Here is a 22,185-nt window from a genome sequence, read left to right on the forward strand (position 1 = left end):
CGGAGCCGCAAACTAGCCTTTTGCGTCGCAAGCCCAGGCGCGGATAACACATTCCTTGCCGCCGAAAGCGTAGCACTTCTTCATCGCGTCATTGAGCGCGGTCGAGATGCGCGGAGCAACAGCGTAGCCGTGAGCCCCGCAAGGCTTGGTCATATCGAGCGACAGCGCGGCGCAGGCGCGTTTCATGGTCACGGCGGAGCAATCGCCCTTGCACTGCTTGAGGGCCGCGGCCCGCGCAGCCTGCTCGGCCGGATAATCGAACGCCTGGCCATAGGCGCCGCACTTGCCAATCGCCAGCGCGCCGGCCGCGGAAGCCGGTGTTGTGACGAGATAGGCGGCAAAAGCTGAAACCAAAGCAAAAACAAAAAGTGCGCGGCAACGCGCCGCCACGAAAGCCGTCAACGTCCCCTCCCCCGAGGTCATTCCGGAAAGGACATTAGGCGGGAGGGCGTTTCAACTTGGTGAACAGGGTGGAAAGGAAAGAGGTAAACGCTAGCCGCGCCGCGCGTCCGCCAGCATTTCCGGCGTATCGATATCGAGAAAGGCGCTTTTGCCCTCGACCTCGACTTCCGCCACCGCCTCGGCATGCTGGGCGATCAGATGCCGCGCGCCGATGTCGCCGTCGAGCGTCATCAATTCCGGGAAGAATCTCCGCGACCACAACACCGGATTACCGCGACGCCCGCCCGCTACCGGCACCACGATCAGCGAACCGCGATCCGGCGCGAAAGCATCCACCAGGCGGTCGATCAGTTTGGCGTCGATCAGCGGCATGTCCCCGAGGCAGACCACCGCGCCATCGGCGGTGTCAGGCACCGCACCGATGCCGGCTTTCACCGACGTCGCAAGACCTTCGGCAAAATCTGGATTGCGGGCGAATTCGACTTTCAGCCCCTTCAGCGCCGCCTCGACCTCGAGGCTTTGATGGCCGGTGACGACAATGACAGACGATGCTTTCGAGGCCAGCGCCTGCTCGGCGACGATCCGCACCAGCTTCTTGCCGTTCAGTTCGGCCAGCAGCTTGTTCGGTCCGCCCATCCGGGTGGAGCGCCCGGCGGCGAGGATCACGGCAGCGACCTTGCGATTGCCGTCGGCCTCGATTGGCACGCGCGGCTGCGGCCGTGTCACGATTTCCATCAGGAGCCCACCGACTCCCATGCCGGTGACATCCGCACGGGTGACCGGAAGCCCCGCCAGCAACCGCATCAGGATCCAGTCGAACCCGTTTTCCTTCGGCGAGCGCGCGCAGCCCGGCGCGCCGAGGACCGGAAAATTCCTGACGTTTCCGATCAGCATGAGATTGCCGGGATCGACCGGCATGCCGAAGTGCTCGACCGCCCCGCCGATCCGTTCGATCGCCGCCGGAATCACATCCCGCCTGTCGGCAATGGCGGAGGCGCCGAACACCAGCACCAGTTCGGCACCGAGCCCGAGCAGTTCTTCGATCGCCGGCGCAAGCGCGCCTTCATCGTGCGGGACGCGGCGCTCACCGATGATGCGTGCGCCGGTCGGCGCGAGACGTTCCTCGGTGACGCGCAAGGTCTTCTCGATCACCTTCGGGGCCAGCCCCGGCAGGATCGTCGAGACGATCCCGACACGCTTGATCGTGAACGGCGCGACCCGCATCCGCCCAGCTTGGGCGGCGACCACCGCAGCGTCGCGCAGCTTCGCCTCGAGGCCGAACGGAATGATCTTGACGGTGGCGATCATTTCACCGGCCACCACCGGCTTGAACGCCGAAAGCGTGGCGAAGGTGATGGCTTCGTCCACCCGGTTGATGCGGTCGACGGCCTCGCGGTCCACCACCAGCACGCCGGCTTCCGCCGCGAACAGATTGGCGCGGCCGGTAAAGGCGCGCTCGACATTGACGCCCTCGCCCGCCACCGCCGCAGCGATACTGGCGGCCGCCTCGTCCTCGGACACGTCGTCCTTGTCGAGGCGCGCGACGACGATTTCCTTGACGCCTGCGTGTTTCAGCGCCGTGACCTCAGCCGCACCGATGACGGTGCCCTTCTTGAGGACAAGCGGCCCCTGACGGATGGCGTGAACGGTGACGCCGCCGATGCTGTCTTCCGGCGCAACAGGACCGAATTTCATGCCGCTGACTTCGTCTTGAGCGGCGTGTCGGCAGGAAGCCGCAGCCGCGCCGTGATCTCGGCCATGATCGCAACCGCGATCTCCGAGGGCGACACCGCGCCGATATTGAGACCGATCGGCGCATGAATGCGCGCCAGCGCGGCGTCGCTCGCACCCTGGGCCTTCAGCCGCTCGAGACGTTTGCCATGCGTTTTCCGCGAGCCCAGCGCGCCGATGTAGAAACAGTCGCGTTCAAGCGCATGCAACAGCGCCGGATCGTCGATCTTGGGATCGTGGGTCAGCGCGACGAACGCCGTGTAGCGGTCGATGTTGAGCGGCGGCAGCGCCACATCGGGCCAATCCGCAAACAGCGGCACATCGGGAAAACGTTCGGGCGAGGCAAAGGCCGTACGCGGATCGACCACGAACACATCGTAGTCCAGCGACTGCGCCAGCGGCGCCAGCGCCTGACTGATGTGGACCGCGCCGATAATGACCAGGCGCGCGGTCGGGGCATAGACATTGAGAAACAGCTTCCTGCCGTCGCTCTCGATCATGCCGCTCTTGCCCATGCGCAGATGCTTGTCGAGTTCGGCGTGCAGCGGATCGGCTGCGATGTCCGCGGCCTTGATGAGGCGCTGATCGCCGCTGACGACATCGGTCACAACGATCACGGCCCGGCGCGCCGCGCGCTCGGCGTTCAGCTCAGCCAGCGTATTCTGTTTCAAGAGTTGCCCACCTTCTCGACGAAAAGCCGGATCGTGCCGCCGCACGACAGCCCGACATTCCACGCGGTCTCATCCGCGACGCCGAATTCCAGCATCTTCGGCTTGCCGCTGGCGATCACATCGAGCGCTTCGGTGACCACCGCGCCTTCGACGCAGCCGCCGGAGACGGAGCCGAGAAACGTCCCATCGTCATTGATGACGAGGCTCGATCCCGCCGGGCGCGGCGCGGAGCCCCAGGTCTCGACCACGGTGGCGAGCGCCACGCCGTGTCCGGACTTCATCCAGGTCTCAGCGGCTTTCAGAATGTCGTCGTCGCGGTTGAGCATGGTTCGATTCCTCAAGCTGCGGAGCGGGTTTCGATCCGGCGGGGCGGCTGGTCCGCGGTCAGTGCGCCGATCAGCCCTTCCATGGACTTCAAGTTATGCACGGGACGGAATTCATCAACATGCGGAAGCATCATTTTGATGCCCTGCGCCTTGGCTTCAAAGCCCTCAAAACGCAGAAGAGGGTTGAGCCAGATCAGGCGGCGGCACGACCGATGCAGCCGGTCCATCTCGAATTCCAGCCGGGAATCGGCCTCTCGCTCCAGCCCGTCGGAAATCAGGAGTACGATGGCACCCTGCCCGAGCACCCGGCGGCCCCAGAGGTTGTTGAAGTTGTGCAGCGAGGTCGCGATCCGCGTCCCGCCGGCCCAATCCTCGACGCTGCTTGAGCATGCCGCCAGCGCCTCGTCAGGATCGCGGGCGCGCAGCGCACGCGTCACGTTGGTCAGACGCGTGCCGAACAGAAACACCGAGACGCGTTTGCGCGCGTCGGTAATCGCATGCAGGAATTGCAGGAACAGACGGGTATAGTCGGTCATCGAGCCGGAAATATCGAGCAGCGCCACAATGGGTGCGGGCTTATCGATGCGCCCGAGCCGCTGGAATTTTACAATCTCGCCGCCGGTGCGCAGACTGCCACGCAGCGTCCGCCGCAGATCGAGCCGCTGGCCCCGCGCGTCCGGCTTGAAGCGGCGGGTGCGCAGTTCAGCCTGCGGGAGCTTCATCTTCGCGATGGCGCGGGTCACTTCCGCGATCTCGGCGGCACTCATCTGCGCGAAATCCTTGCGCTGAAGGACCTCGCGATCGGACACCGAAAGCTGGACGTCCTTCTCTTCGATCTCCGGTCCTTCGATGTTGCGGCTCTGCGCAAAGGCTTCCTGAACACGACGCGAGGCGGGCGGCGGCGGCTTCTGCGCTTCGGGTGGCAGCGGCACCGAGTCGAGCATGCTTTCGATGCCTTCGGCGCGGCGGAAGAACAGGTCGAACGCCTGCGCGAAAATCAGCGCGTGCTCATGGCGCTTGACGAAAATCGATTCCAGCGTGGTGAACAGATCGGCGCGGTTGCCGATATCGATCAGCCGCATCGCCTTCAGCGCATCGATCACGGCACCCGGCCCGATCGGCAACCCGGCGACGCGCAGCGCACGCGCGAAGCCGATAACATTGTCCGCAATCAATCCGGTCGTTGGGGTCTCGATGTCATCTGGCATGACGATTCCCGAAAGCGCGTTCAGGCCGCAGGATCGCTGACGGCTTCCTTGATGACCTTGTCGAGTGCCGGGCCCTGCATGCGCGCAATATCATCCTGATACTTCAGCAGCGCACCAAGCGTATCGCCCACCACCTGCGGCGTCAGCGAGCGGGCATCGAGTTCGGTGAGCGCCGTCGCCCAGTCGATGGTCTCGGCGACGCCGGGCACCTTGAACAGATCCTGCTCGCGCAGCGCCTGCACGAATCCGACCACCTGCTCCGACAGCTTCGCGCCGATATTCGGCACCCGCGACTTGACGATGGCAAGCTCGCGTTCGGCAGAGGGGTAATCGACCCAGTGATAGAGACAGCGGCGCTTGAGGGCGTCATGGATCTCGCGGGTGCGGTTTGACGTGACGATGACGATCGGCGGCTGCGGTGCTTTCACCGTGCCGAATTCCGGAATCGTGACCTGAAAGTCGCTGAGAATTTCCAGCAGATACGCCTCGAAGGCCTCGTCCGCGCGGTCAAGTTCGTCGATCAGCAGCACCGGCGGTCCGGCGACATCCGGCTCCAGCGCCTGAAGCAGCGGCCGCTTGATGAGATACTTTTCCGCGAACACGTCGGCCGACAGTTGCTCGCGGTCGGTTTCACCGCTGGCCTCGGCCAGACGAATGGCGATCATCTGCGCAGCGCTGTTCCACTCGTAGACTGCGGACGCGACGTCGAGGCCTTCATAGCATTGCAGGCGGATCAGCTTGCGCCCGAGAGCAGCGCTGAGAACCTTTGCAATCTCAGTCTTGCCGACGCCGGCTTCGCCTTCGAGAAACAGCGGGCGGCCCATCTTGAGCGACAGGTAGACCACCGTCGCCAGCGAGCGCTCCGCGAGATAGCCACGGCTGGTGAGCAGATCGAGCGTTGCATCGACGGATGCGGGAATTTTGCTCATGCTCACACAGACTCCAAATTCAGCTCTTCGCGGTCGCGGCTTCCACAGCACGGCGCGCAAGCACGCCGATCAGATGCGCACGATATTCGGCGCTGCCGTGAATGTCGCTGTTGAGGCCATCGGCAGACACCGTGAGCCCCTCGAGCGACTTCGCCGAAAACCGCTTCTTCAGCGCTTCTTCGAACTCGGTGGCGCGGAACACCCCGTCACCGCCCGCACCGGTCACTGCAACACGGACATCCGACGGACGCCGCGCGACGAACACGCCGACCAGAGCATAACGCGACGCCTGATTGCGGAATTTCTGATACGCGGCCTTTTTCGGCAGCGGAAACATGACGCGGGTGATGATCTCGTCCGGCTCCAGCGCGGTCGTGAACAGGCCCTGGAAGAATTCTTCCGGCTTCAGCCGGCGCTTGTTGGTGACGATGGTCGCACCCAGCGCCGTGACGGCAGCGGGATAATCCGCCGTCGGATCGTTGTTGGCGAGCGAGCCGCCGATGGTGCCCTTGTGGCGAACGGCGGGATCGCCGATCAGACCGGCAAGCTCCGCAAGCGCCGGGATCGCTTCGCCGACAACGGCGGAGTTCGCAACCTCCGCGTGGGTAGCGGTCGCACCGATCACCAGATTGCGGCCCTTCATCTCGATGCTGTTAAGCCCTTCGATGTGGCTGAGATCGACCAGATGCGGCGGGCTGGCGAGCCGCTGCTTCATTACCGGCACCAGCGTGTGACCACCGGCGATCAGCTTGGCGTCCTCGTTCTTGACGAGAAGATTGGCGGCCTGCCGCACAGTCCCCGGACGATGATATTTGAAATCGTACATGAGCGGTCCTTCGGGAACGGCGTCGGTTACGCGAGATCGGATTTGGCCATCGCCTTGGCGCCGGCTGCGATCGACAAGACGATGTTCTGGTAACCGGTGCAACGGCACAAATTACCTTCGAGTTCTTCCCGGATCACTTCGTCGCTCAGGTCGTGGCCCTTGCGATGCACGAGATCGACCGCAGTCATGATCATTCCCGGCGTGCAGAAGCCGCACTGCAATCCGTGATGCTCGCGGAAGGCTTCCTGCATCGGGTGCAGCGGAGCGCCGTCGGCAGCAAGACCCTCGATGGTCTTGACCTCGTGCCCGTCGGCCATCACCGCCAGCGTGGTGCACGACTTCACGGCCTTGCCGTCGAGATGGACGACACAGGCGCCGCATTGCGAGGTGTCGCAGCCGACATGGGTGCCTGTCAGCCGCAGATGCTCCCGCAAGAACTGGACGAGCAGCGTGCGCGGTTCGACTTTCCCTGTCACGGGATTGCCGTTCACGATCAGTGAAATCTTGGCCATCAACACTCTCTTGTTTTCAGCTTGGCGCCCAGATTGTGGGACTCAAGTTCTGGGACTCACGCAGCACCGCATGGCGCGGCGCAAAACGCGTTTATAATGGTTCCAAATTCATAATATGGGCCATTGCGGCAATGAGCAACCTCATGGCGCGCCGCTTCCGAACAAGAAGGCTTGATTTGTACGAGGACCTGATATGCCGAAACGGCCTCAGCCCGTCTTCACCGCGTCGGCGAACTTCGCAAAAAATTCATCGGCCAGCTTCTTGGCCGCGCCGTTGATAAGCCGCTGCCCGAGCTGCGCGAGCTTGCCGCCGATCTGGGCCTCCACATTATAGCTCAGCAGGGTGCCGCCATCCTTTTCGGCCAGCGCGACCGTCGCGCCGCCCTTGGCGAACCCGGCGACTCCGCCCTCGCCTTCGCCGGAAATCTTGTAGCTGCTCGGCGGGTCGAAATCGCTGAGCGTGACCTTGCCCTTGAAGCGCGCTGACACCGGCCCGACCTTCATCTTGGCAACGGCCTCGAACTGGTTCTCGCCAGCGACATTCAGTTCTTCGCAGCCCGGAATGCAGGCCTTCAGAACGGCCGGATCGTTGAGCTTGGCCCACACCACTTCGCGGGAAGCAGGAAGCTGCACCTCGCCCGTCATCGTCATCGCCATGTGCAAGCCTCCTCGTTCTTTAACCGCGTCCTGCGGCTCTGCCGGTCTCAGTTAGAATACAGCGCCCGCAAAGGAAAGGGTATCGTGGGGGAAGGAGCGTTGCAAAACTTACGCAATGCGCCCGGGAAATGTTGCGGCGCTTCCGGCAATGGGTATCGCGCTATTGGCACACCTGCATGGCTTGGATAGGGTCCGCGCATCATGAGTTCCTCCCTGCCGCCCCTGCTCGCGCCCTTGCTGTCGAGCGCCGCCATGCGCACCGTGTGCGACGATGAAGTCTATTTGCAGCATATGCTGGACTTCGAGCACGCCCTTGCGCGGGCTGAAGCAGCGGTCGGCATCATTCCAGCGAGCGCCGTGGTCAGTATCGCGAAAGCCTGTCATGCCGAATCGTTCGACCGCGCAGCGCTTGCCGAGGCTGCGGTACAAGCCGGAAATCTGGCGATTCCGCTGGTGAAGATGCTGACCGCGAAGGTCGCCACCTTGGACCCCTCTGCTGCGCGCTATGTGCATTGGGGTGCGACCAGCCAGGACGTGATCGATACCGCCACGATGCTGGGCCTGCGTGCTGCCCTCAACGCCCTGATCGCGGATCTCGACCGCGCGATTGCAGGATTTGCCCGCCTGGCGATCCGGCACCGCGAGACGGCGGTCGTTGCGCGCACCTGGTTGCAGCATGCCCTGCCGATGCCGTTCGGATTGAAGCTGGCGGAATACGCCGCGGCGCTGCATCGGTCGCGCGAGCGGCTGAAGCGGCTCCGCCGCGAAACCCTCGCCCTGCAATTCGGCGGTGCCGCCGGAACGCTCGCCGCCCTTGGCGACAACGGCCTCAAGGTCGCCGAACAGCTCGCCCAGGAATTGCTGCTGCCGCTGCCGGATGCGCCATGGCATACGCACCGCGACCGAATCGCGGATGTGGCGTCGGCGCTGGCGATTCTCACCGGCACCTGCGGCAAGATCGCCCGCGACGTCTCGCTGATGATGCAGACCGATGTCGCGGAAGCCTTTGAGCCCGCGGACGAAGGCCGCGGCGGGTCGTCGACGATGCCGCACAAGCGCAACCCGGTTGCCGCCGCAAGAGTACTGGCGGCCGCGACCATGGCGCCGAATCTTGCAGCGACGATCATGGCCGCTCAGGTTCAGGATCATGAGCGCAGCGCCGGCCCCTGGCATGCCGAATGGCCGACATTGCCGACGCTGCAACTGGTCACATCGGGGGCGCTTGAGGCGATTGCAGAGATCGCAGAGGGACTCGAGGTCGATCCCGAGCGGATGCGCGCCAATCTCGACATGACTCAAGGTCTTGTCATGGCCGAGGCCGTATCGATGGCGCTGGCGGAAAAGGTCGGCAAGAGCGAAGCGCATCACATCGTCGAGGCCGCAAGCCGCAGGGCGATCGAGACCCGGCGGCATCTGCACGAGGTTCTTGCGGAAGATACCCGTGTCACGACCCACATAGACGCCGATACGCTCAAGGGCCTGTTTGATCCGATGGCCTATCAGGGCGTCGCGCAAACGCTGATCGACCGGCTGCTGGCATCGCTGGCCAGCGAATAACAACAAGAACTCACGGAGACCCAACATGCCTATGATCGACGCCGACGGATGCCTGCTCAATGTCTCGGTGGAGGGGCGCGACGGCGGACCAACGATCATGCTGTCGAATTCGCTCGGCGCGACGATGCAGATGTGGGAGCCGCAAATGGCGGCGCTGACAAAGCTGTATCGCGTCATCCGTTACGACCGGCGCGGCCATGGCAAATCCGGCGTTCCAGCCGGGCCGTATTCGATGGAGCGTTTCGGCAAGGACGTGCTGGCGATTCTCGACGATCTCAATATTGAAAAGATCCACTGGTGCGGCCTGTCGATGGGCGGAATGGTCGGCCAGTGGCTCGGCGCCAACGCGCCGGAGCGGATCGAAAAGCTGATTCTCGCCAATACGTCCTGCTACTATCCCGATCCGACCAACTGGCTGAACCGCATCAAGGCGGTCAACGACGGTGGGATCGCCTCCATCGCGGATGCCGTTATCGCTGCATGGCTGACGGCGGATTTCCGCGAACGCGAGCCGCAAATCACCGCACGCATGAAGGCCATGCTGGTCGCCACCCCGGTGCAAGGTTATATCGCCTGCTGCGAGGCATTGAGCCGGCTCGACCAGCGCGACCTGCTGCCCCGCATCACCGCGCCGACGCTGGTGATCGCAGGACGCCACGATGTCTCGACGCCGGTCGAGGCCAGCGTCTACATCCGCAGCAACATTCCCAACGCAAGCATGACCCTGCTTGACGCGGCGCACATCTCCAACGTCGAGCAATCGCACAACTTCACTGAAGCCGTGGTCGGCTTCCTGACCCAGCGCTGAGAGAACCCATGGACGACAATCAACGCCGCGATCAGGGCACGGCAAAACGGCGCAAGGTGCTCGGCAACGCCTGGGTCGATAAATCGGTGACCGGCAAGAACGCATTCAATGCCGACTTCATCGATCTCATCACGCGCTACGCATGGGGTGATATCTGGACGCGTCCGCATTTCGACGAACGCACCCGCCGCGTGCTGGTGATCGGCACGATGGTGGCGCTGGGACAATGGGATGAATTTCGCCTGCACGTCCGCGCGGCCCTGACCGAAGGCGGATTCACGCCGGACGACATCAAGGAAATCCTGCTGCAACAGGCGATCTATTGCGGCGTCCCCGCCGCCAACCATGCGGTCAAGGAAGCCGCCGCCGTGGTTCAGGAATTGGGGCTGCTCGAGAAGTAGCTGTGATGCGGCTCCGCCGCTGACGCCGCCGGCTCGCTGGAAGGCACAGTTGCCTGATCGGTATCGACGATCAGCAAAATCGCGGCGCCGATCAGCAACAGTGATTCACTGGCATGAAGCCGCAGCGCGGCGAGTTCGCCGACTTTTGACGCAGCGATCAGGCTTGCCATGCTGATGAAGGAGCCAACCCCGAGCGCGAAAGCCAGCGCCTCGTCGGCTCCGCCCTTGTTGCGGATCGCCGCACGGATTACCAGCAGCAGAAACACGAAGAAGAACGCGGCTACGATCACTTTGGAGAGGGCGAGCAGCCACGCGACGCGGATGGTTCCCATCGCTGGAAGGCTCGTAAAATCGCTGACATACATCGCGGCGGCGATATTGGTGCGATCATAAAAGCCACGGATCGGCGAGACCCAGATTTTCATCGCCGAAATCACCCATGACGGGATGAAGTAGCACGCCAGAAGCACGCCATTGAACGTGCTGATCCGCCAATCCTTCGGCATGCCGCCTCACCCTGATCTGAAGGGCACGGCGCCTTGAAACTGGCGCTTCGATCATGCCCGGCCAAAGCAGCGCCCCCTTGGACACCGCAATGATGATTGGCGGAGCTAACGCCCCTCAAAGGCGAGCGGCAATTTAAACCCTTTTTTAACCTTAACGGCGCACCCGCCCCGGTGGACAACGACCGGGACCAGGCCGCGAACGAAAAATCCCGCCTTTCGGCGGGATTTTCCTCAGACTGTCCGAACCGAACAATCAAGGCATGAAGATCATGCCCGAAAATTCAGTGTCCGCCCTTCTGCTGACCCGGCTGGCCGGGCTTCTGGCTTGGATCCTGCTGCTGCTGGCCCGGCTTATGGCCGCCACCCTGCTGCTGACCCGGCTTCTGGCTGGGATTCTGGCTCTGCTGGCCGGGGTTCTGGTTCGGATTGTTCTGGTTACCCATGTTGACTCTCCTTCGTTGAACATAGCCCCAACGGCCGGCATCTCCATTGGTTTCAGAGGAACCCGAGTTCCGGCGTGACCATTTCGCGGCAACGCAAACATCGTGGACGACGACCCCACGCCGCACCCGGTACGGTTGCCGCACCCAGTTCCCGCTGTTAGAAAATGAGACGACGCGACGATCCGGCTGCCGGGGCCTTCGACGTGTCGCTCGCTTCGCTCGAACACGGCAGCCCATGGATTATTTCGCCCAGCAACTCATCAACGGACTGGTGCTCGGCTCGATCTACGGCCTGATCGCGATCGGCTACACGATGGTGTACGGCATCGTCGGCATGATCAATTTCGCCCATGGCGATATTTTCATGATCGGCGGATTCATCGCCCTCATCACGTTCCTCATCCTGGTCTCGATCGGCCTCACGGCCATTCCCGTGATCCTGCTGCTTGTGCTGCTGGTGGCGATGGCCATCACCGCCCTCTACGGCTGGACCGTGGAGCGGATCGCCTATCGCCCGCTGCGGCAATCGTTCCGTCTCGCGCCGATGCTGTCCGCCATCGGCATGTCGTTCGTCCTGACCAACTACGCGCAGGTGTCGCAGGGTGCGCGCGTCAAGCCGGTGCCTCCTGTCATCACCGGCGGCTACACGCTGTTCGAAAACGACGGCTTCGTGGTGCGGCTGTCCAACATCCAGATCATCGTCGTCATCACCACCGTCATCCTGCTGGCGATCTTCTCCTGGCTGGTGGCGCGGACGCGGCTCGGGCGCGACATGCGCGCCTGCGAGCAGGACCAGACCATGGCGGCGCTGCTCGGCGTCGATGTCGATCGCACCATCTCGATGACCTTCGTGATCGGCGCCGCGCTCGCCGCGGTCGCTGGCATGATGTACCTGCTCTATTACGGCGTGGTCGATTTCTTCATGGGCTTCGTCGCCGGCATCAAGGCGTTCACCGCGGCGGTGCTCGGCGGCATCGGCTCCCTGCCCGGCGCGATGCTCGGCGGCCTCCTCATCGGCCTGATCGAGACGTTCTGGTCCGCGTACTTCTCGTCCGAATACAAGGACGTCGCGGCGTTCTCGATCCTGATCGTCGTCCTGATCTTTCTTCCGACCGGCCTGCTGGGCCGCCCGGAAGTCGAAAAAGTCTGAGAGGCAGCGTGGCGCGTCCGACCGATCCCGCCGCCCGCACGCCCAAAGCCGCCGCCGCTGCTCCGCACGGCGTCGCTTTCATTCTCAAGAAATCCCTCATCAGCGCCCTTGTGGCGCTGGTTCTGTTTTCGCTGATGATCGGCGTCCGCACCGAAGCCGGACCGGAAGGACAGTTGATCTACTGGACGCGGTTCGGTGATCTTGCCGCGCTCGTGGCGGCGGTGTTTTTCGGCAGCATCATGGTCGAATTGCTGCGGCAGTGGATCGGGCCGTCAAAAAGCATCTCGCTCGTTCCAGAGTCAGCCAAGGGCGCGGTTGATACCCTTGGCCGTTTCTTCGCTCCGGCGCTGCTTGTCTTCGCCCTGCTGGTGCCGGTGATCTTTTACGATCAGCGCTACATCCTCGATCTCGGCATCCTCGTGCTGACATACATCATGCTCGGATGGGGTCTGAACATCGTCGTGGGTCTCGCCGGCCTGCTGGATCTCGGCTACGTCGCGTTCTATGCGGTCGGCGCCTATTCCTACGCGCTGCTGGCGACGACCTTCGGCCTGTCGTTCTGGGCCTGCCTGCCGCTGGCGGGCATTCTCTCCGCCTTCTGGGGCGTGCTGCTGGGCTTCCCGGTGCTGCGGCTGCGCGGCGATTATCTCGCCATCGTCACGCTGGCATTCGGCGAAATCATCCGCCTCATCCTGCTCAACTGGCAGCATGTCACCGGCGGGCCCAACGGCATCACCGGCATTCCGCGCCCCTCGTTCTTCGGCATTCCGCTGACCAACACCGACGACGGACTCGCGGCCCTGCTCGGCATCGAGTTCTCCACCACACACCGCGTGGTGTTTTTGTTCTATTTGATCCTGGCGCTCGCGCTGCTGACCAACTGGGTCACCATCCGTCTGCGCCGTCTGCCGATCGGCCGCGCATGGGAAGCACTGCGCGAAGACGAAGTCGCGTGCCGCTCGCTCGGCATCAACACCACCACCACGAAACTCACGGCCTTCGCGACCGGTGCAATGTTCGGCGGCTTTGCCGGCGCGTTCTTTGCCACACGTCAGGGTTTCATCAGCCCTGAATCCTTCACGTTCCACGAGTCCGCGCTGGTGCTCGCGATCGTCGTGCTCGGCGGCATGGGCTCCCAACTCGGCGTCGCCCTCGCCGCACTCACAATGATCGGCGGCTTTGAGCTGTTCAGGGGGCTGGAACAGTTCCGCATGCTGGTGTTCGGCTCGGCCATGGTGCTGCTGATGATCTGGCGCCCACGTGGCCTGATCGGCCACCGCGCACCGTCGGTGTTTCTGGAAAAACCGACCCAGATCTCATCGTCCATGGTCAAGGAAGGCCACGGCTGATGGCGGGCGACGACAACATTCTTCACGTCGATCACCTGTCGATGCGCTTCGGCGGCATCGTCGCGGTCAACGATCTGTCGTTCACCGCGAAGCGCGGCGACATCACCGCACTGATCGGCCCGAACGGCGCCGGCAAGACCACCGTGTTCAACTGCATCACCGGTTTCTACAAGCCAACCACCGGCATGATGCGCCTCGTTCACGAAGATCGCCGCGAGTTCCTGCTGGAGCGGCTGTTCGACTATCGCATCTCCAAGGTCGCGAAGGTCGCGCGCACGTTCCAGAACATCCGGCTGTTCGCGGGCATGACCGCACTGGAAAATCTGATGGTGGCGCAGCACAACGCGCTGATGCTGGCGTCGGGCTACACATTTCTCGGCCTTGTCGGCGCGCCGGGTTTTCGCCGCGCGGAACGTGACGCCATCGAGCGAGCGCGTTATTGGCTCGATCGCATCGGCCTCACCGCCCGCGCCGATGATGCCGCGGGAAACCTGCCCTACGGCGACCAGCGGCGGCTCGAGATCGCACGCGCCATGTGCTCCGAACCCGCACTGCTCTGTCTCGACGAGCCAGCCGCCGGATTGAACGCACGCGAGAGTGACGAACTGAGCGAATTGCTCCGCGCGATCCGCAAGGATCACGGCACATCGATCCTGCTGATCGAACACGACATGTCGGTGGTGATGGAAATCTCCGACTGCATCTTCGTGCTCGACCACGGCGTCAAGATCGCCGCCGGAACGCCGCGTGAAATCCGCGACGATCCCAAGGTCATCGCTGCTTATCTCGGCGCCGACGAAAAGACCGCCATCGAAGTCATGGATGGCGGCACATGAGTGCGCTCCTTTCGATTCGCGGCCTCGTCGCAGCCTACGGCAATATCGAAGCGCTGAAGGGCGTCGACCTCGACATCAATGCCGGCGAGATCGTGGCCCTGATTGGCGCCAACGGCGCCGGCAAGTCAACGCTGATGATGTCGGTGTTCGGCCGGCCACGCGCCCGCGCCGGCACGATTGAGTTCGACGGCCGGGACATCACCAACGAGCCGACTCACCATGTGGCTCGGCTGCGTATTGCGCAGTCCCCAGAAGGACGGCGCATCTTTCCGCGCATGACGGTGGCGGAAAACCTGCGCATGGGCGCGGACGCCGCCGTGGAAAGCACCGAGGCCGAGCGCAGCGTCGATCTCGAACGCGTCTTCACGCTGTTTCCCCGTCTCAAGGAGCGCATCGCGCAGCGAGGCGGCACGCTGTCGGGCGGCGAGCAGCAGATGCTGGCGATCGGACGCGCGCTGATGAGCCGTCCAAGGCTTCTGATGCTTGATGAACCGTCGCTTGGCCTCGCTCCGTTGATTGCGCGGCAGATCTTCGATGCCGTCCGCACGCTCAACCGGCAGGATGGTCTGACCGTTCTGATCGTCGAGCAGAACGCCAACCATGCACTGAAACTGGCGAACCGCGGTTACGTGATGGTCAACGGCCTGATCACGCTCAGCGGAACCGGCGAGGAACTGCTGGCGCGGCCGGAGATCAGGGCAGCTTACCTTGAAGGCGGGCGACGCTGATGCAGCAGTTTTACGCCAACGAATCCGTTTTTCAGGTGCTGTTCATCACCCTGGTGCTTGGCGGCGGATGCGCGTTGCTCGCGGGCCGCGCGATTGCGCTCACGTGGCGAAGCATCTGGATTGCGGCCGTTGCCATGATTCCGATGGGACTGGCGGTGCGATTCGTGCATTTCGCGCTGTTCAACGAAACACTGTGGCAACCGCAAACCTATTTGCTGGAAACCATCATCCTCATGGCAATTTCGTGCCTCGCGTTCCAGCGAACCCGCGCCTGGCAGATGGTGAAGCAGTATTACTGGCTCTACGAGCCAAGCGGCCCCCTCGGCTGGCGGCTGCGGCAAGATGCGCCATCCAACTCCTGAGCCGTCACCAAAATTGCCGATGACTTGGCGGTAAAATCAGCCGACAATACGCAGGATTTGTTCGCCCGGCGGGCCGTCCGGCCACGCCCTTCGAGACCTTCATGAGGACTGTCCTATGAAATCGATCCACATCCTTGGCCTCGCACTCGGCGCGTCGATTGCCATGTCGACTGCTGCGTTTGCGCAAGACATTTCGGTCGCCGTCGCCGGTCCGATGACCGGCAGCGAGTCCGCATTCGGCCGCCAGATGAAGAACGGCGCGGACCTCGCCGTCGCCGATCTCAACGCCGCGGGCGGCGTCAACGGCAAGAAGCTGGCATTGCAGGTCGGTGACGACGCATGTGATCCCAAGCAGGCGCGGTCGGTGGCCGAAAAGCTCGCGAGCTCGAAAGTCCAGTTCGTTGCCGGTCATTTCTGTTCGTCGTCGTCGATCCCGGCGTCGGAAGCCTACGCGGAAGGCAACGTGTTGCAGATAACCCCGGCTTCGACCAATCCGGTGTTCACCGAGCGCAAGCTGTGGAACGTGCTCCGCGTCTGCGGCCGTGACGACCAGCAGGGCCTTGTCGCCGCGCAGTACATCCTCAAGGCGTTCGCCGGCAAGAACGTCGCCATCCTTAACGACAAGACCACCTACGGAAAGGGTCTTGCGGACGAGACCAAGAAGGCGCTGAACGCCGCCGGCTTCAAGGAGAAGCTGTTCGAGTCCTACAACAAGGGCGACAAGGACTTTAACTCCATCGTTTCGCGCCTGAAGCGCGACAACATCGATCTGGTCTATGTCGGCGGCTATCATCAGGAAGCCGGCCTGATCCTGCGTCAGATGCGCGATCAGGGCCTGAAGACGGTCTTGATGGCCGGCGATGCGATGAACGATAAGGAATTCGCCTCGATCACCGGTGCGGCTGCGGAAGGCACGCTGTTCACCTTCGGCCCCGATCCGCGCAACAAGCCGACCGCGAAGGCCATCGTCGAGAAGTTCAAGGCGAAGGGCATCGATCCAGAAGGCTACACGCTCTACACCTACGCTTCGTTCCAGGTCTGGTCGCAGGCCGTGAACAAGATCAAGAGCACCGATCCGAAGAAGGTCATCGAGGCCATCAAGGGCGGCGAATGGGACACCGTGCTGGGCAAGCTGTCGTTCGATGCCAAGGGCGACATCAAGCTGCTCGACTACGTGGTCTACAAGTGGGATGCCAAGGGCAACTACGCCGAGTTGAACAAGGGATCGTAAGCTCGTCGGCCAAAGTCACATTCAATGGTCATCACCGGGCTTGTCCCGGTGATCTCGATTAATAGACCACTGTGATCAGCTTATCGGGATGCCCGGGACAAGCCCGGGCATGATAGGCTTTTAGTTCGCCGTTACCCGAAGTTCTGCAACGCCGGGAATGTCTCCAGCAGCCAGATGCTGACATCCGTCACTGCGCCGGTAAGAAATCCGATTCCCACCAGGATCATCAGGACGCCCATCACGCGTTCGACGGTGGCGAGATGTTTTTTCATCCGCGCGAGCACTGCTGAAAACTGCTCCACCATAAATGCCGCGATCAGGAACGGAATGCCGAGACCCGCGGAATAGACCGCGAGCAGCCCCGCTCCCTTCATGACCGTTGTCTCCGACGCCGCCACCGACAGGATTGCCGCGAGGATCGGCCCGATGCATGGCGTCCATCCGAATGCAAACGCCAAGCCCATGACGTAAGCGCCCCACAACCCGACCGGCTTGGGAATCGGCAGGCGTCCCTCGCGCATCAGGAAGCCGATGCGTGTCAGGCCAAGGAAATGCAGCCCCATCAGAATGATGGCGATGCCGGCGACGATCGACAGTTGCGTGGACCAGGCCCGGATGAGGCCGCCAATCAGGCTGGCGCTGGCGCCGAGCGCAACAAAAACGGTGGAGAAGCCAAGCACGAACACCAGCGCAGACAACATCACTGCGCGTTTGGATGCGCGTGGTTCCTCGTCGTTAGCGACATGCTCGATGGTCGCGCCCGTCAGGTAAATCAGATACGGGGGCACCAGCGGCAACACGCAGGGCGACAGAAAGCTGATGATGCCGGCGGCGAGCGCGGCGGGGATGGAAACGTCCTGGATCATGCCGCTTATTGCACTGTCGCCCATATGCTATGCAAGCTCAGCCGTACCCGTTCCGCCTGTTGTGAACGGACTGTGATCGGAGTTCGCCGCCTTGAAGAACCTGTTGACCGACATTCCCGGTATCCGCGTCGGCCATGCCCACGACGAAAGCGTTGCGTCCGGCGTGACCGCGGTGATCTTCGACAAGGCCGCTGTGGCCTCTGTCGATGTCCGCGGCGGCGGACCGGGAATCCGGGACGGCGCGTTGCTTGAGCCGGTCAATACGGTCGAGCGCGTCGATGCAATCACGCTTTCAGGCGGCTCCGCCTTCGGGCTGGAGGCCGGCGGCGGCGTGCAGGCCTGGCTGGCCGAGCAAGGACGGGGCTTTGCAGTCGGAGACGCTCTGATCCCGATCGTTCCGGGAGCCGTTCAATTCGATATGCTGAACGGCGGCAACAAAAAGTGGGGCCGCTTCCCGCCCTATCGCGATCTGGGATACACGGCGGCAGCCGCTGCGACCAATGGCGCGTTCGCGCTCGGCAGCGTCGGTGCAGGATTCGGCGCGACCACCGCCAATTTCAAAGGCGGCCTTGGTTCCGCGTCGGCCGTGATGGCAAATGGCGTGCGTGTCGCGGCCATCGCGTCGGTCAATGCGGTCGGCAGCGTCACGGTCGGCGACGGGCCCTGGTTCTGGGCGGCGCCCTTCGAACAAAACAATGAACTCGGCGGACGTGGCCTGCCGCCTGCGTTCACCGCAGACATGCTCGCGATGCGGCTCAAGGGCGGCCCCGCCGCTACGGCGATCGAAAACACAACACTGGCAATTGTCGTCACTGACGCCATCCTGACCAAGCCGCAGGTAAAGCGCCTCGCTATCATTGCACAGACCGGATTTGCCCGCGCGATCTATCCGGTGCACGCGCCACTCGATGGCGACGTCGTGTTCGCGGCGGCGACCTGCGAGAACGCAATCGATCCGCTGTATGGGCTAACCGAGCTAGGCGCCGTTGCCGCGAACGTCGTCGCGCGTGCGATCGCACGCGGCGTCTATGAAGCCAACGCGTTGCCTTTCGCCGGCGCGTTGCCGTCGTGGAAAATGCGGTTCGCAAGATAGTGACGGATTTTGCCGTGCGGCTGCTTACGTATTTGTCCGTAAGTACTCACGCATCATGCTGTCGCAAAATGCAGAAAACCCCTGCCGTTTAAGGTTATCTTTCCCTTTCGATTGCAGCCGGCATTCTCCGCAATACGGTCCGCTGTGTGCACAACGTCGTGCACGCAACAGTGGAGAAAACGTCATGAAGAAAATGCTGTGCCTGGCCGTTGTCGCGACGGTGTTCATCAGCGCTCCCGCCCTCGCCGGAGGTGGCGGCGGTGGCAAAGGCGTGGGTGTCGGAGCGAACGTGCTCACCGGAAAGGGCGGCGTGCTCGGCCTGCTCGATGGGCGCGGCGCTCTGGTGGTCAATGCCTCGGTCACCACCGGCAAGGGCGGCGTCCTCGGCGCCGTTCTCGGCAAGAGCGGCGCGCTTGGCGGCCTGCTGGGCGGCGGCTGCGGCTGCGGACACTGACGTCTAGGCCACTGCGCGAACGCGAATGAGATCCCCAACCTCCCAAGCCTCATTCGCGCGGCAGCCTGGTCGGCATTCCCCCTGCTCGATCAGGCTGCCACCTAGCTCTTCGTCACCGCCGGTTTATCTTTCGGCGCTTCTTTCTTCTCGTCCTTTGCGAAAGGTGAAAACTTCTTCGTCAGCGATGAACTGATGACGATCGCGCTGGCTTTCTCACCGGAGATGAGTGTCCCTTGCGCACGCGTCACATCGAGCCCGATCGCATAACCATTTCCAAGATCGTGCGACGCTCCAATGCCGTAACTCAGCGTCTGTGCGCTAAATCGCGAATCCAGATAATCCGTCGTGGCATACCCGACCGCCGCCGTCAGCGTCAGCTTCGGCTCGACGAGCCAGCTCGCTTTCGCCGTATAAGCCGTATCGATGGTGATCGGCGAGATCGGAAATGTGGTCTCGCTGGCGCGGCGATAGGCGGCAAGATCGACCGTAAACGGCGCAATCCGCCAGCTCAGGCTCGTATCGAACAGGGTCGTGTTGACGTTGGTGAAGTCGATGTCATGAAAGGTGCCGTACAGCTGCGAAATCGAGCCGAACACCGTGATGTCCTTGTCCTGATACTTGGCGAACAGGAACGGCTGTACGCGCTCGTTATCACGCCGATAGCCGAAATCATCCAGATCCTTTTCGTAACGCCGGACCGACAGATTGACCGATGCACCGATCTCGAACTTGTCCGCGACATAGGCAATGCCGGGGATCAACGTGCCGCGCAGATACACCTGCGGCGATGGGAGGAAATCCTGAAAGATCGCGTTGGTCTGGTTGAGACCCGAGCGCGCCCCCTCGACCGTCGTGAAAATCTTGATTGATCCGAATTTCGCCTCGCCCTTGATCGATTGCACGAGATCGGACGAACGCAGATTGTAGGTGTTGGTGTCGGCGAGGGTCGTGGTGGCCGCAATATTGGCATCGTCACTGCCATAGGCGCCGCGGAGAATGACCTTTCCGCTCAGCGCGGGGACCGCGAGCCGATTGGCGTACTGCGTGGTGCTTGCTTCCGCCGCGACTCCGTAGCTGTAATCCTTCTCTTTGGTGCCGGCGGCAAGCGCGGTGTCCGTGCCGACGAAGGCGCTCCCGCCAATTCCGGTTCCGTTGGAGAATTGCGGATTGGTGTCGTAGCCCCCGCGCAGCCGCAGCGAGGCAATGAAATCGTCTTCGGCATGAACGCTGTTCGCGCCGGCAGCGATAACGCCGGCACACGCCGCTATCCTCAGCACAATCTGCACTTCGCACCTCGCAAAATTTGCGTAGCGCGATTAGCGATCCGGCGTGGTTAGCGACTGATGAAAATGAAAGACTTGTGCGTAGTGCTACCGATGCAGGCGGTATCAACTACATCAGCGATCAGACCTTGACGGACACCGACTGCTTCGCCGCAGCGGCAAGCGCATCTGTCTGACGCTGCATCATTTTATCAACGAGATTGTACTGCGATGAAGCACTGGTCGACGTGCCGGAAGCCGCAGGCTGGCTGATCGTGATCTTCGAGCCGTCGCCATATGTCAGCGTGGTGGTGATCGAACCGTCGCTGTTCGTTGTCGAGGTGCTCGAAGCGCCTTGCAGCGCCTGCATCAGAGCATCAGCGCCGCCACCGGCGCGATGTGCATGGGGGTGGCCGCCCTTGGGCTTCAAAGCCGACGCCATCTCGTCGAGACTGACGGAGCCGTCACTGTCGGCATCCATCTTGTCAAAAACATTGTCGGCCGCCGCGATATTGGTCCCGCCTGCGCCGAGCTTGTCTTCGAACTCGGCCTTGGTGATCTTGCCGTCGCCGTTGATGTCGATCTGCGCGAACAGATCCTTCAAGGCATCCGACGGGTTGGCTTTTCCGTTCGCATCCTGCGCCGACAGCAATGCGTTGAATGTCGATGGCGACAGCGCTCCGGCCTGCGTCGGGGTGCTTGAGGTGATTGTCGCTGTGTTGGTCGCGCTGGCGCTCGTGCCCACATCGAACAGTGAGTTCGTCTGCTTGACGCCGGTCTTGGCCGCATTCGATTTATCCGGCGTCAGCGACGACAGCAAATCCAGCGCACCAACGGCTGCGGCCCCGACTGCTCCTGCGGCAAAGAACATCACAACACTCCCCAAGGCCGCGGACACGCGGCCGAGATGATCCCGGCAGATATCCAGCAATTGCCGTGCCGCTCGAAAAGCCCAGCAAATGCAGGGTTTTTCTCCCTCGATCGGCACGCCCCGCAGGGCAATTTCTGCCCGCGGCGGCAGGATTTGCCGGTTCAGCGCGTGGTTCCTGTGCACGCCAGCCGCCTCTCGTTGCCCGCGCAGGGGCGGCGTGTTAGGCGAAGCCATCGCCCCTGCGCAAGGGGAACCACCGGAAACCGCCATGTCCCAGCCCTTCGCATCTCGTCCGCTGATTATCGCGCCGTCGATCCTGGCGTCGGATTTCGCGAAACTTGGCGAGGAAGTCCGCTCCGTCGATCAGGCCGGCGCCGACTGGATTCACCTGGACGTGATGGACGGCCATTTCGTGCCGAACATTTCCTACGGTCCCGACGTCATCAAAGCGATGCGCCCCTATTCGAAGAAGATCTTCGATACGCATCTCATGATTGCGCCGTGCGATCCGTATCTCGAAGCCTTCGCCAAGGCCGGCTCGGACATCATCACCGTGCACGCCGAGGCGGGCCCGCATCTGCATCGCTCGCTGCAGGCGATCCGCGCCCTCGGCAAGAAGGCCGGCGTGTCGCTCAATCCGGCAACGCCTGCGAGCGCCATCGAGTACGTCATCGACATGATCGATCTGGTGCTGGTGATGTCGGTCAACCCGGGCTTCGGCGGACAGTCGTTCATCCCCGCCGTGCTGGAGAAAATCTCGCAGGTCCGCGCCATGTGCGCCGGGCGTCCGATCGATATCGAAGTCGATGGCGGTGTCACCGCAGACAATGCGGCCAAGGTCGCAGCCGCGGGCGCAAACGCGCTGGTCGCAGGCTCGGCCGTGTTCAAAGGCGGCACGCTGGAGAGCTACAAGGGCAATATTTCCGCGATCCGGGGTGCTGCTGCCTCCGCGCGCGGCGAGGCGATTTAACGCAAAGGCCCTGATTTTCGGGGCAGAGCTGCGTTC

At 62.8% G+C, this 22,185-nt stretch carries 26 protein-coding genes; 12 read left to right on the forward strand and 14 right to left on the reverse strand.

The window, feature by feature from the left end:
* Positions 1–12: 12 nt before the first annotated feature.
* The 9 genes from AC1RM7_RS06565 to AC1RM7_RS06605 all read right to left on the reverse strand — a co-directional run bounded on the left by AC1RM7_RS06565 (position 13) and on the right by AC1RM7_RS06605 (position 7,262).
* On the reverse strand, positions 13–423 hold the full coding sequence (locus AC1RM7_RS06565; RefSeq protein ID WP_051472466.1) for a DUF4189 domain-containing protein: 411 nt from the start codon (positions 421–423) through the stop codon (positions 13–15).
* A gap of 69 nt (positions 424–492) precedes the next feature.
* Positions 493–2,097 (reverse strand): NTP transferase domain-containing protein, encoded by a 1,605-nt coding sequence (locus AC1RM7_RS06570; RefSeq protein WP_024919014.1) that lies wholly within the window; start codon positions 2,095–2,097, stop codon positions 493–495.
* A complete protein-coding gene (locus tag AC1RM7_RS06575) occupies positions 2,094–2,804 on the reverse strand; it encodes an XdhC family protein (protein WP_006021299.1) in 711 nt (236 codons plus the stop codon). Before AC1RM7_RS06575 ends, AC1RM7_RS06570 begins: the two co-directional genes overlap by 4 nt.
* The gene (locus AC1RM7_RS06580) at positions 2,801–3,130 is read right to left on the reverse strand and encodes an XdhC family protein (RefSeq protein ID WP_492839395.1); all 330 of its coding nucleotides are present in this window, start codon (positions 3,128–3,130) and stop codon (positions 2,801–2,803) included. Before AC1RM7_RS06580 ends, AC1RM7_RS06575 begins: the two co-directional genes overlap by 4 nt.
* An 11-nt stretch (positions 3,131–3,141) precedes the next feature.
* Positions 3,142–4,338 (reverse strand): vWA domain-containing protein, encoded by a 1,197-nt coding sequence (locus AC1RM7_RS06585; RefSeq protein ID WP_024919013.1) that lies wholly within the window; start codon positions 4,336–4,338, stop codon positions 3,142–3,144.
* 20 nt (positions 4,339–4,358) lie between these two features.
* A complete protein-coding gene (locus AC1RM7_RS06590; RefSeq protein WP_006021302.1) occupies positions 4,359–5,267 on the reverse strand; it encodes an AAA family ATPase in 909 nt (302 codons plus the stop codon).
* Positions 5,268–5,286: 19 nt separating this feature from the next.
* A complete protein-coding gene (locus tag AC1RM7_RS06595; RefSeq protein ID WP_006021303.1) occupies positions 5,287–6,093 on the reverse strand; it encodes an FAD binding domain-containing protein in 807 nt (268 codons plus the stop codon).
* 26 nt (positions 6,094–6,119) lie between these two features.
* The gene (locus tag AC1RM7_RS06600) at positions 6,120–6,605 is read right to left on the reverse strand and encodes a (2Fe-2S)-binding protein (protein WP_006021304.1); all 486 of its coding nucleotides are present in this window, start codon (positions 6,603–6,605) and stop codon (positions 6,120–6,122) included.
* Positions 6,606–6,812: 207 nt separating this feature from the next.
* Complete coding sequence (locus AC1RM7_RS06605; RefSeq protein WP_006021305.1) at positions 6,813–7,262, reverse strand: SRPBCC family protein; 450 nt, start codon at positions 7,260–7,262, stop codon at positions 6,813–6,815.
* A gap of 201 nt (positions 7,263–7,463) precedes the next feature.
* Between AC1RM7_RS06605 and AC1RM7_RS06610 the strand changes: the two genes are divergently transcribed.
* Genes AC1RM7_RS06610 through AC1RM7_RS06620 form a run of 3 tightly spaced genes read left to right on the forward strand, consistent with a single transcriptional unit; the run spans position 7,464 to position 10,028 of the window.
* Positions 7,464–8,819, forward strand: coding sequence for a 3-carboxy-cis,cis-muconate cycloisomerase (locus tag AC1RM7_RS06610; protein WP_006021306.1), 1,356 nt, complete (start codon positions 7,464–7,466; stop codon positions 8,817–8,819).
* A 25-nt stretch (positions 8,820–8,844) separates the two neighbouring features.
* The gene (pcaD, locus tag AC1RM7_RS06615; RefSeq protein ID WP_006021307.1) at positions 8,845–9,627 is read left to right on the forward strand and encodes a 3-oxoadipate enol-lactonase; all 783 of its coding nucleotides are present in this window, start codon (positions 8,845–8,847) and stop codon (positions 9,625–9,627) included.
* Between the two features lie 8 nt (positions 9,628–9,635).
* Positions 9,636–10,028 carry a carboxymuconolactone decarboxylase family protein gene (locus AC1RM7_RS06620; RefSeq protein WP_024919012.1) on the forward strand — a complete coding sequence of 131 codons (393 nt, stop codon included), beginning with the start codon at positions 9,636–9,638 and terminating at the stop codon, positions 10,026–10,028.
* On the opposite strand, the gene AC1RM7_RS06625 is transcribed toward AC1RM7_RS06620, so the two are convergent.
* A complete protein-coding gene (locus AC1RM7_RS06625; RefSeq protein ID WP_006021310.1) occupies positions 10,001–10,534 on the reverse strand; it encodes a hypothetical protein in 534 nt (177 codons plus the stop codon). The genes AC1RM7_RS06620 and AC1RM7_RS06625 overlap by 28 nt on opposite strands.
* A gap of 281 nt (positions 10,535–10,815) precedes the next feature.
* Entirely contained in the window at positions 10,816–10,977 is a 162-nt protein-coding gene (locus AC1RM7_RS06630; RefSeq protein WP_006021311.1) for a hypothetical protein, read from the reverse strand.
* Between the two features lie 235 nt (positions 10,978–11,212).
* Between AC1RM7_RS06630 and AC1RM7_RS06635 the strand changes: the two genes are divergently transcribed.
* The 6 genes from AC1RM7_RS06635 to AC1RM7_RS06660 all read left to right on the forward strand — a co-directional run bounded on the left by AC1RM7_RS06635 (position 11,213) and on the right by AC1RM7_RS06660 (position 16,633).
* Positions 11,213–12,127 carry an ABC transporter permease subunit gene (locus tag AC1RM7_RS06635; protein WP_006021312.1) on the forward strand — a complete coding sequence of 305 codons (915 nt, stop codon included), beginning with the start codon at positions 11,213–11,215 and terminating at the stop codon, positions 12,125–12,127.
* An 8-nt stretch (positions 12,128–12,135) separates the two neighbouring features.
* Complete coding sequence (livM, locus tag AC1RM7_RS06640) at positions 12,136–13,476, forward strand: high-affinity branched-chain amino acid ABC transporter permease LivM (RefSeq protein WP_024919010.1); 1,341 nt, start codon at positions 12,136–12,138, stop codon at positions 13,474–13,476.
* The gene (locus AC1RM7_RS06645; protein ID WP_024919009.1) at positions 13,476–14,312 is read left to right on the forward strand and encodes an ABC transporter ATP-binding protein; all 837 of its coding nucleotides are present in this window, start codon (positions 13,476–13,478) and stop codon (positions 14,310–14,312) included. The genes livM and AC1RM7_RS06645 overlap by 1 nt, the downstream gene beginning before the upstream one ends.
* The gene (locus AC1RM7_RS06650) at positions 14,309–15,040 is read left to right on the forward strand and encodes an ABC transporter ATP-binding protein (RefSeq protein ID WP_024919008.1); all 732 of its coding nucleotides are present in this window, start codon (positions 14,309–14,311) and stop codon (positions 15,038–15,040) included. The genes AC1RM7_RS06645 and AC1RM7_RS06650 overlap by 4 nt, the downstream gene beginning before the upstream one ends.
* The gene (locus tag AC1RM7_RS06655; RefSeq protein ID WP_024919007.1) at positions 15,040–15,402 is read left to right on the forward strand and encodes a DUF6867 family protein; all 363 of its coding nucleotides are present in this window, start codon (positions 15,040–15,042) and stop codon (positions 15,400–15,402) included. Before AC1RM7_RS06650 ends, AC1RM7_RS06655 begins: the two co-directional genes overlap by 1 nt.
* 115 nt (positions 15,403–15,517) lie before the next feature.
* Positions 15,518–16,633 (forward strand): branched-chain amino acid ABC transporter substrate-binding protein, encoded by a 1,116-nt coding sequence (locus AC1RM7_RS06660; RefSeq protein ID WP_024919006.1) that lies wholly within the window; start codon positions 15,518–15,520, stop codon positions 16,631–16,633.
* A gap of 131 nt (positions 16,634–16,764) precedes the next feature.
* On the opposite strand, the gene AC1RM7_RS06665 is transcribed toward AC1RM7_RS06660, so the two are convergent.
* Positions 16,765–17,499: a cytochrome c biogenesis CcdA family protein gene (locus tag AC1RM7_RS06665; RefSeq protein ID WP_024919005.1), complete on the reverse strand. Its 735-nt coding sequence runs from the start codon at positions 17,497–17,499 to the stop codon at positions 16,765–16,767.
* A gap of 91 nt (positions 17,500–17,590) precedes the next feature.
* On the opposite strand from AC1RM7_RS06665, the gene AC1RM7_RS06670 reads away from it, so the two are divergent.
* Positions 17,591–18,592 carry a P1 family peptidase gene (locus AC1RM7_RS06670; protein WP_024919004.1) on the forward strand — a complete coding sequence of 334 codons (1,002 nt, stop codon included), beginning with the start codon at positions 17,591–17,593 and terminating at the stop codon, positions 18,590–18,592.
* Between the two features lie 184 nt (positions 18,593–18,776).
* On the forward strand, positions 18,777–19,046 hold the full coding sequence (locus AC1RM7_RS06675) for a hypothetical protein (protein ID WP_024919003.1): 270 nt from the start codon (positions 18,777–18,779) through the stop codon (positions 19,044–19,046).
* A gap of 101 nt (positions 19,047–19,147) precedes the next feature.
* On the opposite strand, the gene AC1RM7_RS06680 is transcribed toward AC1RM7_RS06675, so the two are convergent.
* Together AC1RM7_RS06680 and AC1RM7_RS06685 are read right to left on the reverse strand one after the other, a co-directional pair.
* Positions 19,148–20,332 (reverse strand): outer membrane beta-barrel protein, encoded by a 1,185-nt coding sequence (locus AC1RM7_RS06680; protein WP_244434387.1) that lies wholly within the window; start codon positions 20,330–20,332, stop codon positions 19,148–19,150.
* A 118-nt stretch (positions 20,333–20,450) separates the two neighbouring features.
* Positions 20,451–21,179, reverse strand: coding sequence for an EF-hand domain-containing protein (locus AC1RM7_RS06685; protein ID WP_024919001.1), 729 nt, complete (start codon positions 21,177–21,179; stop codon positions 20,451–20,453).
* 268 nt (positions 21,180–21,447) lie between these two features.
* Here AC1RM7_RS06685 and rpe point away from each other — a divergent pair, with 268 nt between their 5' ends.
* On the forward strand, positions 21,448–22,149 hold the full coding sequence (gene rpe / locus AC1RM7_RS06690) for a ribulose-phosphate 3-epimerase (RefSeq protein WP_006021324.1): 702 nt from the start codon (positions 21,448–21,450) through the stop codon (positions 22,147–22,149).
* The last annotated feature ends 36 nt before the right edge of the window (positions 22,150–22,185 follow it).

This window comes from Afipia sp. GW822-FHT03D08 (assembly GCF_058801645.1).